Below are 13,319 nucleotides of genomic sequence, written 5' to 3'. Positions count from 1 at the left end.
CTTTCCATGCAATCGAGGGTTCGAAGGTTCTGTGATGCGTATTCACGGGCATTGGGCACCGCGCGGTATCGCGCCGGCCCAGGATCACATCATGAGCCTAGGGTTGCCGGATGAAGCTCAGTTGTCGGAGCGATGTCAGTTTCGTGACATTCCACAGCGGAGATCGGCCATTCGGCGTCTTCGTATTTCTCCAGAAACTCTTCGGCACCCAGCTTGCGAAAATCGTCGAGTGCGAAGCGCAGGCGGGCATGCGGCCAGTCCCACCAGGCAAGCTTGCGCATGCGCCCTGCGATCCGGGCCGGGAAACGCTCGCGGATGAATCTGGCCGGCACGCCGCCGACAATCGTGTAGGGCGCGACATCCCTGGTGACGACGGCACCCGCGCCGACCACTGCGCCATCGCCAATCGTGACGCCGGGGAGCAATGTCGCACCATGGCCGATCCAGGTGTCATGGCCGATGAACACGCGCCGCGCGCGCCGTGCCGCGAAGAACTCCGTCTCATGCTCGGCATCATCGAAATAGTCGGACGCCCGATAGGTGATGTGATGCAGCGTCGGGCGTGACATCGGATGGTGCGTGGCGTTGATGCGCACCGAAGCCGCTATGTTGGCGAACTTGCCGATGGTGACGCACCAGCTCTGGCAATTCTCCATCACATAGGAATAGTCGCCGAGTTCTGTATCGAAGAGGCGGCCGCCTTCCGCCACCTCTGTGTATCGGCCGAGCCGGCAATCCTCGACCAAAGCGGTCGGATGGATGACGGGGGTTTCGGACAAGCGAGCCATGTCATGCTGCCTTTGCCGTTGGCGCGAAGCTGGTTACGTCGACGATCACGTCGGCCACCGCGTTGCGGATTTCGGCGTCGTGGAAGATGCCGAGCAGGGCCGCGCCGGAGCGCTTCTTCTCCGTGATCATGTCGACCACTACGGTCCGGTTGACCGCGTCCAGCGATGCCGTCGGCTCGTCGAGCAGGAGGACCGGGTGATCGGTGATGAAGCCGCGCGCGATGTTGACGCGCTGCTGCTCGCCGCCGGAGAAAGTGGTGGGCGGCAGCGCCCACAGACGCTCGGGAAGGTTCAGCCGTGAAAGTAGTTCGCCCGCGCGCTTGATGGCTTTCCGCCGGTCTACGCCGCGTTCGACAAGCGGCTCGGCGACGATATCGAGCGTTCCGACACGCGGCACCACGCGCAGGAACTGGCTGACATAGCCGATCGTCTCGCGCCGTATTTCGAGGATTGCGCGAGGCTCGGCGGTGGCCAGATCGACCTCGCGGCCGCGATGACGCACCAGGATCCTACCAGCGCTGGCGGCGTAATTGCCGTAGAGCATCTTGAGGATGGAGCTCTTGCCGACACCGGACGGACCCCCGAGCACGGAGCAGGTTCCGGAATGCAGCGAGAAAGCCGCGCGCGCGATGACCGGCAGTTCGACGCCGCCGCGCAGATGCATGATGAAGGATTTTGCGAGGCCGGAAACGACGAGTGCGGCGGGCATGACCAGACCTCAGACCTGCAGGATCGAAGAAACGAGGAGTTGCGTGTAGGGTGCCTGCGGATCGTCGAGCAGACGGTCCGTCAGCCCTTGCTCGACGACGCGGCCTTCCTTCATCACCATCATCCGGTGCGACAGGAGGCGTGCCACGGCGAGGTCGTGCGTGACGATGATGACGGCGAGGCCCAGATCGTGGACGAGGCCGCGCAGGAGGTCGAGCAGCCGCGCCTGTACCGAGACATCGAGGCCGCCGGTCGGCTCGTCCATGAAGACAAGGCGCGGCGCGGTCACGAGATTGCGCGCGATCTGCAATCGCTGGCGCATGCCGCCCGAGAAGGCGCGTGGCTGGTCGTCGATGCGGTCGGCATCGATCTCGACCCGTCCGAGCCAGTCCGTGGCGGTCGCACGGATCCTGCCGTAATGCCTGTCGCCCACGGCCATCAGCCGCTCGCCGACATTGGCTCCGGCCGAAACGGTCATGCGCAGGCCGTCCGCCGGGTTTTGATGGACAAACCCCCAATCCGTGCGTTGCAGGAAACGCCGCTCGGCTTCACCCATCTTCAGGAGATCGCGCATCTCGCCGTCGCGCATGCGGTAGGACACTGTGCCCGAGCTCGCTTCCAGTCTGGTCGAAATGCAGTTGAGAAGCGTCGTCTTGCCGGAGCCGGATTCACCGACGACGGCCATCACCTCGCCTGGCCACACGTCGAAGCTGACATCGGCGCAGCCGATACGGTCTCCATAGGTCTTCGTCATGGAGCGCACCGACAGAAGCGGCAGCGCTTCGCCTTCCATATCCATGACGCTCTTTGCGGGAAGACTGACGGTCATTGCGCGGCCTCTCCGGAGAGTTCGCCGCGGAAGCCTTCGGCGCGGCGCGTCTCGCAGTGGTCGGTGTCGGAACAGACGAACATGCGCCGGCCAGCATCGTCGAGAACGACCTCGTCTAGATAGACCCCGTCGGCGCCGCACAGCGCGCACGATTGTTCGAACCGCTGCACCTCGAATGGATGGTCCTCGAAATCGAGGCTGACGACTTCGGTATAGGGCGGTAGCGCATAGATACGCTTCTCTCGGCCGGCTCCGAAGAGCTGCAGTGCCGCCGACATGTGCATCTTCGGATTGTCGAATTTCGGCGTCGGCGAAGGATCCATGACATAGCGGCCCTCGACTTTCACCGGATAGGCATAAGTCGTGGCGATATGGCCGTTGCGTGCGATGTCCTCGTAGAGCTTCACATGCATCAGCCCGTATTCCTCGAGCGCATGCATCTTGCGTGTCTCGGTTTCGCGTGGCTCGAGAAAACGCAGGGGTTCGGGTATCGGCACCTGATAGACGAGCACCTGTCCTTCGGAGAGCGGGGTTTCCGGGATGCGATGGCGGGTTTGGATGATGGTGGCGTCGGCGGTGCGCGTCGTCGTCGCCACTGCCGCGACCCGCTGGAAGAACTTTCGGATGGACACTGCATTGGTCGTATCGTCGGCGCCCTGGTCGATGACCTTGAGCACGTCGAGCGGCCCGAGGATGGAGGCGGTGACCTGCACGCCGCCCGTGCCCCAGCCATAGGGCATAGGCATCTCGCGGCTGGCGAAGGGCACCTGGTAGCCGGGAATGGCGATCGCCTTCAGGATGGCGCGCCGGATCATGCGTTTGGTCTGATCGTCCAGATAGGCGAAGTTGTAGGTTGGCGCGTTCATTCGGCGGCCTCCTGCACTTCGCCAGCCGGAACATCATCGGGCCGGCTATCCGCCTGACGCGCTGCATGTTCGGCGCGCATCGTGCGAACGAGGCCGAGTTCCGCCTGGAAATCCACGTAGTGGGGTAGCTTCAGATGCTCGACGAAGCCGGTCGCTTGCACGTTGTCGCAATGGGAGATGACGAATTCCTGGTCCTGCGGCGGCGCTACGATATCTTCGCCGAGTTCTTCCGCCCGCAGCGCCCGGTCGCACAGCGCCATCGCCATCGCCTTGCGCTCCGATTGCCCGAAGACCAGCCCGTAGCCGCGCGTGAACTGAGGCGGCGCCTTGGCGCTGCCCTTGAACTGGTTCACCATCTGGCATTCGGTGACCTGGACGCGGCCGAGAGGCACGGCGAAACCAAGTTCCGGGACGAGTGTCTCGACTTCGACTTCGCCGATACGGATTTCGCCGGCGAAGGGATGCGAGCGGGCGTATCCGCGCTGCGTCGAATAGCCGAGCGCCAGAAGGAAGCCCTCGTCGCCACGCGCGAGGCTCTGCAGCCGCATGGCGCGCGACAGCGGAAATTCCATCGGATTCTGATTGATGTCGCCTGGTTCGGCTGGCGAGAGATCGCCGTTGGTCTCGATAAGTCCCTCGGTGCTGAGGATATCGGCGACGCTCGCGACCACCTCGGGCGTTCCTTCACGCGTCCTGCCAGTCTCGACTTCCGGATCGCCGTCCAACTCCTCATCGAGCAGGCGATGCGTGTAGTCGAATGTCGGGCCGAGCAACTGCCCGCCGGGCAGGTCCTTGTAGCAGGCGGAGATGCGGCGCTCGACCAGCATCTGCCCGGTCTCGACCGGCTCGGCATAGCCGAAGCGCGGCAGCGTCGTGCGATAGGCGCGGACGAGAAAGATCGCCTCTATCAGGTCGCCGCGTGCTTGCTTGATGGCGAGCGCCGCCAGCCTGCGATCGTAGAGGGAGCCTTCGCTCATCACCCGGTCTACCCCGAGGGCAAGCTGCTCCGTGATCTGGTCGAGGGTCAGAGCCGGAACCGAGCGGTCGCCGCGCCGGCGGTCGGCCAGCAGGCGATGGGCGTTGTCGATGGCGGCTTCGCCACCCTTGACGGCGACATACATCGATCAGCCCTCCGCCGGGACCAGCCGCGCCGAGCGCGGCAGGCAAGCGAGCGCATTTCCCGCCGTGAGAATGAGGTCCAGGCCGCAAGGAAAGCGCTTATGGTTGGCGTGCCACTGCTCGGCGAAATCAACGGGCAATCCGCGAGGCGCGATCGTCACCCGGTCCTTGATGCCCGGTCCCCGGAAGGTCAGGGGCGCACCGCCATCAAGACCTTCAAGCTGTAGCACCAGCGTGGCGGAGCGATCCGGATATTCCTGCAATCCCTGGGCGAAGCGCTCGAACGGAGGCATGGATGAGGGATCGGCAACCAGTGCGAAGGCAGCCTCGGACATCGAAGCCGTTGAGCGCGCCCCAGTATGAAAGGCCAGCCACGATCTCAGCGCTTCGCCGTCGAGCGGGCCATCCAGCCAGTATGGCGTGTCGGCATCGATCAGCGTGCAGGCGATGGCGCCCGCCGCGCGATCCAGCGGCGCCGGCGGAGTCACCCTTGCATCCATGCGCGCGACGCTGCCCGGCCTCGCCATGGCATCCATCAAGGCCCGGAACACCGATTGTGCGTCGAGCACCGGATTGGAAAAGCCGCCCTCGAGCGCATTCGCCTCGGCAAGCATCAATCTTCTCCCCGGACCATGGTGAAGAAATCGACACGCGTCGCCGCGGTCTGGCTGCGGCGCGTCTCGTCGGAGGCCTGTAGTTCCAGCCTGATCGACTCGATCAGGTCCTGGTCGATGCGGGCGGCCATGCCCGCGTCGTGGCACACCGCGTCGATGACGGCGGACAATTCGGCCTTGGCGGGCTCGCGTCCCAGCATCATCGCGTGGCCGACGGCTCCGTCCTCCAGTTTCACGCTGGCGCGTGTGACGGTCGCCTCGCCGATATTGAAGGCTTCACCTGTACCGCCGATACGGCCGCGCAGCATGACAAGGCCGAACTCCGGTCCGCGTAGCAGTCCATAGTCGGGATCGATGCCGAGTACCGACCAGCGTTCCTGCAATCTGGCATTGGTGCTGCGCGCCAGGACACCCATGCGGTCTTTTCTCGCGGCGATGGTTTCGGCTGTAGTCATGTTCACCAAAATTCATCTATTGATATAGACAATTAGATAAGCTATTTCTTTTCTACCGGCCTTCGATGACGGGCAGATGACAGGTCGGAAAGAGGTGATGGATGGCAGGATCGGCCGGCTTGCAGCGAGGCGCGGGCGTGTCGCTGTGGCGGCAGATCGCCGATCGCATACGCCTGGGCATCGCGGCCGATCTCGCGGACCAGAACGGGCGGCTGCCGCCGGAAACCGAGCTTGCCGAGCGCTTCGGGGTCAATCGCCATACGGTCCGCGCGGCGATCTCGGCATTGGCGCATGAAGGCGTGCTCCAAGCCGCGCAGGGGAGGGGCACCTATGTGCGCAGGCAGAGGCGGCTGGTCTATCCGATCGGAGAAAAGACTCGGTTCTCCGCCGGGCTGGAAGGCCAGAGCCACGACCTCAGGAGCGAACTTCTTGGCCACCGAAGCGAGGCCGCATCGACGGAAGTCGCCGAGGCGCTTGACCTACAGCCGGGCGAGGAGACCGTTCGCCTCGAGGTCCTTGGAAGCGCCGACGGCACGCCCGTGTCCCGCGCCACCTTCTGGTTCGGCGCTACTCGGTTTCCCGACATTGCCGGACATTTCGCCCGGACCGGATCTATTACAGAAGCCCTGACGCGCTCGGGTATCGCCGACTACAGCCGTGCGTCCACGACCGTCGAGGCCCGTCATGCCGACGAGGCGGATACGCGGGAACTGCGATTGTCGCCCGGTGCCATCGTACTCTTCACGCGCGCGGTGAACGTCGATCCGGATGGCTCCCCGATCCAATACTCGCTGACCCGATTCGCAGCCGATCGCATGACGCTTTTGATCCAGCCCCACGACGGTCGGGAGCGGACGATCCGGGTTAGAGGGCAGGCTGACGCACCACGCCTCCTTAGGGCCGATCGTCTTGGCTTTTGCGAGGCCCGTGCCTGTCATTCGCGTGTCATCGCTCGCTGCTGAAAAGCAGCTCATGATCGATAACCGCTCAAGTGATTCGGAAGAGCCCGGGCAGTCCAATCGGTACCGGAGCCTCTTCATCTCCGACCTGCATCTGGGCACGAAGGGCGCACAGGCGGAAGCTCTTCTGGAGTTCCTGCGCGAGCACGATGCCGAGACGATCTACCTCGTCGGCGATATCGTCGACGGGTGGCGGTTGCGCTCTTCCTGGTACTGGCCACAGGCGCACAATGACGTCATCCAGAAGCTCCTGCGCAAGGCGCGAAAGGGTGCTCGCATCGTTTATGTGCCAGGCAACCATGATGAGTTCCTGCGCGAATTCTGCGGCCTGCATTTCGGGGATATCGAGATCGCCGAAACCACCATGCATGACGCCGCCGACGGAAGGCGCTACCTCGTCATGCATGGCGACACGTTCGACCTCGTCGTGCGCCATGCAAGATGGTTGGCGTTCCTCGGCGATTGGGCCTACGTGGCCGCGCTCGCCTTGTCGACGCGCATCAACATCGTCCGACGCCGACTGGGTTTCACCTATTGGTCGTTGTCGGCATGGGCAAAAGCCAGGGTGAAAAACGCGGTAAGCTTTATCGGCCGCTTCGAGGAAACGCTTGCCGCCGAGGCGAAACGGCACGGTGTCGACGGCGTCATCTGTGGACACATCCATTCCGCCGCCATGCGCGATTTCGGCGGCTCCACCTACATCAACACCGGGGATTGGGTAGAGAGCTGCACCGCCGTCGTCGAGCATCGCGACGGCCGCATGGAGATCATCCGCTGGCAGGAGTTCAGTCGCGTTCTCAATGCAAGCCGGACGCCATCAATGGCGCTGCCCTGGCGACGAGCGGCATGAGAGTCGGGGAAATGGGCATCCTGAAGGTCACTGACGCCGGGCACTTCCGGTTCCGGATCAAGGCTCGCCGATACGCATGACCAAAATCGAGGGCAGGAGCAATGACAGCATCGACGGTTGCCTTTGACAGGGGAAGCACGGGCACGCGACTGCATGACGCCGTCCGCCGCAACCCACTTTTCTCGCAGGCCGGTCTCGCCGAATATGCCTTCGCGCGGCTTTTCAGGAAACTCGTCTACACCCAGATCTGGGAGGATCCCGATGTCGACATGGAGGCGCTGGCGATCGTGCCGGGCGACCGCATCGTCACCATCGCATCGGGCGGCTGCAATGTTCTTTCCTATCTGATCGCCGATCCGGCGAGGATCGAGGCGGTGGACCTCAATCCCGCCCATGTGGCTTTCAACCGACTGAAGCTTGCCGCCCTCGGCGCGTTGCCTGGCTACGAGGAATTCTATCGCTTCTATGGCAGGGCCGACGATCGGGCGAATATCGGTGCCTATGAGCAATTCATCCGGCCTATCCTCGACCCAGAGACGCGCTCCTATTGGGAGAAGCGGAGGTTTTCCGGCCGCCGGCGCATCACGATCTTTCATCGTGACCTCTATCGGCACGGCCTGCTGGGTCAGTTCATCGGATGCGGCCATCTCGTGGCACGCCTCTACGGCGTCGACCCGCGGAGGCTGCTCCTTGCGACGACGATGGAGGAGCAGAGGCGCATCTTCGAAGAGACGCTGGCGCCTCTATTCGACAAGAGGCTGGTGCGCTGGGCCACCAGGTGCAAATCCTCGCTGTTCGGTCTTGGCATTCCGCCGCAGCAATACCAGGCGCTCGTCGGCCCTGGACAGGCCGACATGACGACGGTTCTGCGTCAACGCCTGGAACGGCTTGCCTGCGATTTCCCGTTCTCGGAAAATTACTTCGCCTGGCAGGCCTTCGGCCGCATCTATGGCGACGGCAATGGCGCGCCATTGCCGCCCTATCTGTCTCGCGCCAACTTCGAGACGATCCGCGCCAGGGTCGAACGCATTTCGATCGAAAACATATCCGTAACGGAACTGCTCGCGGTCAAACCCGCATCTTCGGTCGATCGGTTCGTTCTGCTTGACGCACAGGACTGGATGTCGGACGTGCAATTGAACGCGCTCTGGTTCGAGATTACCCGGACGGCAGCACCTGGCGCCCGCGTCATCTTTCGCACGGCTGGCGAAGAAAACCTATTGGCCGGTCGCGTTGACGCCTCCCTGCTGCGGCGTTGGGATTATCGCGAGGCCGAGTCGAAAGCGCTCCATGCGCGTGACCGTTCGTCGATCTATGGAGGTTTCCACCTCCACGTTCTGAAGGATTGATCGTCATGGAAGAAGCGCTGGATCATGGCGCGTTGATGGACCGCATCTACCGCTGGCAACGCCGCTACGGCTTCTATGATGCGACGCGGAAATATTACCTCCTTGCCCGCGATCCGATGATCGAAGGGCTAAATCCGCCTGCGGGCGGCACGGCCCTGGAGATCGGCTGCGGCACCGGACGCAATCTCGTCCAGGCCGCGCGGCGCTATCCCGAGGTCGAATTCCACGGCATCGACATTTCGCGGGAGATGCTCAATGCCGCCTGTAACGCCATTTCGCGTCGCGGCTTGCAGGGCAGGGTTCGTCTGGCCCGGGCGGATGCCGCCGGTTTCAATCCGGCGACAACTTTCGGCCGTGCCAGCTACGATCGGATATTCGTATCGTATGCGGTATCGATGATCCCGCAATGGCGGGCCGTAATCGCCGATGCCGCCGGCCGCCTTGCGCCGAGCGGAGAACTCCACATTGCCGATTTCGGCGATATGGCCGGTTTTCCGGCCTGGTCGAAAGCGGCAATGTATGAATGGCTGCGCTGGTATCATGTCACGCCGCGCCCGGACCTGTTCGCGGCTGCCGTCGAAATTGCATCCGCCGTTACGGGCGAAAGCCACGCACGAAGGCTTCACCGCGGCTTCTCATGGATAGCGATCGTAAGGCGGCCCTGATTGCGGCATGGTTGACGCCGGTGGTCGTTGACGCTCTCGATCAAGTGTTCGGCCTGATATTCTGGTTCAGGCAAAACACGTTCGTCGGATCGTATCTGTTCTTCAACTCGATAAGCTGCTGATAGTTCGAACCGTAAGCCGCCCTCACGCGGTCCTGGCCCTCGTCTCCCAGGTTGTTCACGTAGACTGCGCCGCTCGAGTAAGGTTGCATCGTCGCCCACACCTCTCGTACCCAGCCGATGTTCTCCTCGTCCCGGGCCGGGTCGTCCCATATGGCGATCGGAAAGCAGTCGAACTCGGCATCCCGGCACGCATAGGCCGTCTCCGACGTCGGGACGCGGGAGATGGCCCCGCCTACCTGCTGCAGCACCAGGAGCGCGTCGCTGACCGGCGCCTTTTTGTAGGCCTGTAGCAGCGCGTGTATGGCATCGCCGGTGAGCTCGCGCATGAACTGCGCTTTCCATGAGTAGCGGCGCCCGCGTGGAAATATTGCGTCTCCGGCAGATTGCACCTGCAGGTAGGGCACTCGCCCGAGGTGCTGGTTCACTGCCCTGCCGCGCGCATAGGCGAGCAGCGGAGCGATCACTTTTTCCGCTTCCCCGGGCGAGCCCGAATGAAAGATGGAGATCGAGAACATCGGTTCGCCCGCCGACATGACCAGGGCGGCATCGAGGCTGAGTTCGTCCGGCGCGGCTCTGGCGAACTCGTCATAGAATCTCAAGGCATCACGTGCCTGCGCTTCAGGGAAGGTGACGTCGCCTGCGAGAATTTCCGTCCCGATCTGGTGGAGCCGGTACTCGAAACTCGTGACGATACCGAAGTTGCCGCCGCCGCCGCGCAGTCCCCAGAAGAGATCCGGGTTCTCGTCGGCGCTCGCGCGAAGCACCCTCCCATCGGCCGTGACGACCTCCGCCGACAGCAGATTGTCGCAAGCGAGTCCGAAGCGTCGACCGAGCTTGCCAAAACCGCCGCCCAACGTCAGCCCGGCGATACCCGTATCGCCGTTCACGCCCATTGTGGTCGCCATGCCGCAGATCTGCGTCGCGCTATCGAACTCTGCGAGCGTCAGGCCGGCCTCGGCCCAGGCAATCCGTCGCTTGTCATCGACCGCCCTGTTCTTCATCCGCGACAGGTCGATGACGAGCCCGCCCTCGCACACGGAGTTTCCCGCAACGTTGTGCCCGCCGCTGCGGACCGAAAGCGGTATCCCGTTTTCCTGCGCGAAAGAAAGCGCCGAGACCACGTCGTCTGTGTCGACACAATAGGCGATTGCGGCCGGATGTTTGTCGACAAAACCGTTCCAGACTCGCCGTGCCCGCTCAAATCCGGCGTCGGCCGGCAGTACCAGTTCTCCGCGAAGGGTGCGGCGCAGGCGGGCTGTTTCGCGTAAGGCGCCATCTACGGTCGAGATGTGGGTCGTGAGGCTGGACTCCATGTCGGTTCTCCCTCCAATATCTGACCCAGATTCTCACAGTGTGAGCACGTTTGGCAAAATCGAAGAAATCAGGTGATGGATGAGCTCAGCTCATCTACGATAGAGCAATGAGGAAGCTGCCGCCGCTTAATGCGTTGCGAGCCTTTGAGAGTGCTGCCAGGCATCTGAGCTTTCAACTGGCCGCAGTGGAACTCAGCGTCACCCCGACAGCGATCAGTCACCAGATCTGGCTTCTCGAGAGTATCTGCGGCCAACCGTTGTTCCGTCGACACCCGCGTCCGCTTCGCCTGACCGCCGCCGGGGAACTCCTTTTTCCCGTCCTGTCCAACGGGTTCGACTCTTTCGCGGCGGTGCTTGCCAATTTCCAAGGTGCCGCTGCGGGCGGCACCTTGCGCATCACCACGCCCAACGCCTTCGCAAGCCGCTGGCTGGTGCCGCGGCTTCCAAAATGGCGCGAAATCCAGCCTCATATCGCGCTTGAAGTGATCGGCACCGATCGCACCTTGAATCTCGCGAGCGGAGAGGCCGACGTGGCGATCCGTTATGCACGCCGTATGCCCACCGAACACATTGCGCAGGAATTGTTTCGCGATAACTACTTTCCGGTCTGTCGCCCCGAACTGCTTCCTCACGGCAAACCTCTCGCTAACCCGGCCGATATGTGCCGGCTGCCGCGTATTCACTATGATTGGATGAAAACGGATGCCGGGACCCCGACCTGGCGGCACTGGTGGATGAAGGCACGCGAGACGAACCTCGGCATTCCCCGCGACGCGGAGGCCTGTCAGCTCAGCTTCCGCGAGGAAGCGCACGCGATCGCAGCCGTGCTTGCCGGACAAGGGGTGGGGATATGCAGCGACATCATAATGGCGCCAGAACTGGAGCGTGGTGAACTGGTCAAGGCGCACGAGCTTTCGCTACCGGGGCTGGGGTTCTACTTGCTCCACTTGCCCGAACACCCCCAAAAGCCCGTGATCGCGCTTTTCACCGATTGGCTGCGTTCCGTGGTGTAGGTGAAACTCGGTGTGAAGGGCGCCACACGCCGCCTTGCGCGGCCGCTTCTGATGGACAGAACCGGCTCGCGGTTCGCAACTCTGAAAGTGGTGCGCTCGGCAGGACTTGAACCTGCAACCTACGGATTCGAAGTCCGGTGCTCTATCCATTTGAGCTACGAGCGCGGACCGAACTGCGGGACGGTCTAAAGCTGCTCCATCAGTGTCGCCGCGCCGGATGTCACAGCCTTGCCGGGGCTGTCCTCGATGTTGAGCGCCTTCACGGTGCCGTCCTCCACGATCATCGAGAAGCGCTGCGAGCGCAGGCCGAGACCGCCCTTGCTGAGGTCGGTTTCCAGCCCGAGCGAACGGATGAAGTCGCCATTGCCGTCGGCGAGATAGAGGATCTTGCCTTCGCCACCGGTGAACCGCGCCCAGGCGCCCATGACATGATGGTCGTTGACCGCGACGACGGCGATCCGGTCGACGCCCTTCGCGATGATCGCATCGTGGTTTTCGAGATAGCCGGGCAAATGGTTGTTGCTGCAGGTCGGCGTGAAAGCGCCTGGCACGGCGAACAGCACGACCTTCTTGCCGGCGAAAATGTCGGCGGTGGTGATATCCTTCGCCCCGTCCTCCGTCATTGTCTTGAATGTCGCCTGGGGCAGCTTGTCGCCCACTTTGATGGTCATTTCGTTTCTCCTGAGGATCGGAACGGGATTGTCGTCGGTTCGAATAGTTGAAAGGCGTGGCTTGTCCAGCGTTTTGCTTGAAATCCTACGGAAGAGAAACCGTTCCGGCGACAGCCTCGCCATTCTGGACCAGCGTATAGGCCGCCATGGTGCCGGGGGCAGGTTTGTCCGGCTGTTCGTAGACCTGCACCGAAAAACCTGTCTTGCCGTCCTTGCCGGCCAGCTGCCTCGGCGGGCCGAAGGAATAGCCTTCCGGCGCGGCAAGGAAAAGCTCCGCCGCCTCACCCGGTTGGGGAAGCTCTGCCGCCACCGTCAAGGTTTTGCCCCCATTTTCCGCCTCAGCGAGCTGGAAGCCGGAACGCGCCGGCCGGGGAACAGCCTTGAACGCCTGCGACACGATTGCAGCGTCTTCCGGATTAGCGGAGTCGGCGCCCGGATCGAGCTTGAGTTCGGCCTGTAGCGGGATGCAGATGGTCTGGCAGATGCCGAGGAAGACATGCGCGCCGATCTCTTCGGCTTTCCCATCCGGCACCTTAAGGCGGACCGCGAAGCTTACCGGCGCTTCGTAGCCGTTCCATACGGTCCCTTCCTCGCTAAAGCGTTGCGGTACGGGATAGGCGACGCCGGCCAGCGACGCGCCGGTGACCGAAATCGAGGGGGGTACGCCGGTATCGCCCGGATCCCGCCAATAGGTCTTCCATCCAGGCTTGAGATCGATCTGAAGGGCGGCACGTAGCGTGCCATCGGCATCGGGCTCGCCCGAACTGACGAGCCGCACCGCGCCGCCTTGCACGTTCGCCCATGGGCTCGAAGAGGCAACGGCTACGCCCGGTGCCGCGCAGGAAAGAATGGAAACAAGCAGAAAGGCAGGCGTTTTTTTCATGATGCGACTTTGGTTTCGCCTTGTGCCGTTGGCAACGTCGGAAGCCGCCACCGCCATCATTTTTCCGTGAATCTCCCGGACAAATCGACTTTCGGCTGGCTTCCAACGCCGGTGG

General features: G+C 63.0%; 15 protein-coding genes and 1 tRNA gene. 5 read left to right on the top strand and 11 right to left on the bottom strand.

The window, feature by feature from the left end; genetic code table 11:
* Window positions 1-89: 89 nt before the first annotated feature.
* Genes RBH77_RS20145 through phnG form a run of 7 tightly spaced genes read right to left on the bottom strand, consistent with a single transcriptional unit; the run spans window position 90 to window position 5,379 of the window.
* The gene (locus RBH77_RS20145; protein WP_311029340.1) at window positions 90-788 is read right to left on the bottom strand and encodes a DapH/DapD/GlmU-related protein; all 699 of its coding nucleotides are present in this window, start codon (window positions 786-788) and stop codon (window positions 90-92) included.
* Window position 789: 1 nt separating this feature from the next.
* A complete protein-coding gene (phnL, locus tag RBH77_RS20140; protein WP_311029339.1) occupies window positions 790-1,497 on the bottom strand; it encodes a phosphonate C-P lyase system protein PhnL in 708 nt (235 codons plus the stop codon).
* A 9-nt stretch (window positions 1,498-1,506) separates the two neighbouring features.
* Complete coding sequence (gene phnK / locus RBH77_RS20135; protein WP_371832890.1) at window positions 1,507-2,289, bottom strand: phosphonate C-P lyase system protein PhnK; 783 nt, start codon at window positions 2,287-2,289, stop codon at window positions 1,507-1,509.
* A gap of 32 nt (window positions 2,290-2,321) precedes the next feature.
* Window positions 2,322-3,191: an alpha-D-ribose 1-methylphosphonate 5-phosphate C-P-lyase PhnJ gene (locus RBH77_RS20130; RefSeq protein WP_311029338.1), complete on the bottom strand. Its 870-nt coding sequence runs from the start codon at window positions 3,189-3,191 to the stop codon at window positions 2,322-2,324.
* A complete protein-coding gene (locus RBH77_RS20125; RefSeq protein ID WP_311029337.1) occupies window positions 3,188-4,312 on the bottom strand; it encodes a carbon-phosphorus lyase complex subunit in 1,125 nt (374 codons plus the stop codon). The genes RBH77_RS20130 and RBH77_RS20125 overlap by 4 nt, the downstream gene beginning before the upstream one ends.
* A 3-nt stretch (window positions 4,313-4,315) precedes the next feature.
* Window positions 4,316-4,924: a phosphonate C-P lyase system protein PhnH gene (gene phnH, locus RBH77_RS20120; protein WP_311029336.1), complete on the bottom strand. Its 609-nt coding sequence runs from the start codon at window positions 4,922-4,924 to the stop codon at window positions 4,316-4,318.
* Complete coding sequence (gene phnG / locus RBH77_RS20115) at window positions 4,924-5,379, bottom strand: phosphonate C-P lyase system protein PhnG (protein ID WP_311029335.1); 456 nt, start codon at window positions 5,377-5,379, stop codon at window positions 4,924-4,926. The genes phnH and phnG overlap by 1 nt, the downstream gene beginning before the upstream one ends.
* A gap of 101 nt (window positions 5,380-5,480) precedes the next feature.
* On the opposite strand from phnG, the gene phnF reads away from it, so the two are divergent.
* The 4 genes from phnF to RBH77_RS20095 all read left to right on the top strand — a co-directional run bounded on the left by phnF (window position 5,481) and on the right by RBH77_RS20095 (window position 9,202).
* On the top strand, window positions 5,481-6,341 hold the full coding sequence (gene phnF / locus RBH77_RS20110; protein WP_311029334.1) for a phosphonate metabolism transcriptional regulator PhnF: 861 nt from the start codon (window positions 5,481-5,483) through the stop codon (window positions 6,339-6,341).
* 10 nt (window positions 6,342-6,351) lie between these two features.
* Window positions 6,352-7,188, top strand: coding sequence for a UDP-2,3-diacylglucosamine diphosphatase (locus RBH77_RS20105; protein WP_311029333.1), 837 nt, complete (start codon window positions 6,352-6,354; stop codon window positions 7,186-7,188).
* Window positions 7,189-7,289: 101 nt separating this feature from the next.
* The gene (locus RBH77_RS20100) at window positions 7,290-8,537 is read left to right on the top strand and encodes a BtaA family protein (protein WP_311029332.1); all 1,248 of its coding nucleotides are present in this window, start codon (window positions 7,290-7,292) and stop codon (window positions 8,535-8,537) included.
* A 5-nt stretch (window positions 8,538-8,542) separates the two neighbouring features.
* The gene (locus RBH77_RS20095) at window positions 8,543-9,202 is read left to right on the top strand and encodes a class I SAM-dependent methyltransferase (RefSeq protein ID WP_311029331.1); all 660 of its coding nucleotides are present in this window, start codon (window positions 8,543-8,545) and stop codon (window positions 9,200-9,202) included.
* A 40-nt stretch (window positions 9,203-9,242) separates the two neighbouring features.
* Here RBH77_RS20095 and RBH77_RS20090 read toward each other — a convergent pair whose 3' ends face one another.
* Window positions 9,243-10,637: an FAD-binding oxidoreductase gene (locus RBH77_RS20090; RefSeq protein ID WP_311029330.1), complete on the bottom strand. Its 1,395-nt coding sequence runs from the start codon at window positions 10,635-10,637 to the stop codon at window positions 9,243-9,245.
* 107 nt (window positions 10,638-10,744) lie between these two features.
* Between RBH77_RS20090 and RBH77_RS20085 the strand changes: the two genes are divergently transcribed.
* A complete protein-coding gene (locus RBH77_RS20085; RefSeq protein WP_311029329.1) occupies window positions 10,745-11,650 on the top strand; it encodes a LysR substrate-binding domain-containing protein in 906 nt (301 codons plus the stop codon).
* 88 nt (window positions 11,651-11,738) lie between these two features.
* Here the strand turns inward: RBH77_RS20085 and RBH77_RS20080 are convergent.
* From RBH77_RS20080 to RBH77_RS20070, 3 genes are all read right to left on the bottom strand, one after another.
* A tRNA-Arg gene (locus RBH77_RS20080) sits at window positions 11,739-11,815 on the bottom strand.
* A 20-nt stretch (window positions 11,816-11,835) separates the two neighbouring features.
* On the bottom strand, window positions 11,836-12,321 hold the full coding sequence (locus tag RBH77_RS20075; protein ID WP_311029328.1) for a peroxiredoxin: 486 nt from the start codon (window positions 12,319-12,321) through the stop codon (window positions 11,836-11,838).
* An 85-nt stretch (window positions 12,322-12,406) separates the two neighbouring features.
* Window positions 12,407-13,204 (bottom strand): protein-disulfide reductase DsbD domain-containing protein, encoded by a 798-nt coding sequence (locus RBH77_RS20070; RefSeq protein WP_311029327.1) that lies wholly within the window; start codon window positions 13,202-13,204, stop codon window positions 12,407-12,409.
* Between the last annotated feature and the right edge of the window lie 115 nt (window positions 13,205-13,319).

Origin of the sequence: Mesorhizobium koreense (assembly GCF_031656215.1) — a bacterium.
Lineage (GTDB): Bacteria > Pseudomonadota > Alphaproteobacteria > Rhizobiales > Rhizobiaceae > Mesorhizobium_L > Mesorhizobium_L koreense.
This window is presented reverse-complemented; position numbering and strand designations above follow the sequence as displayed.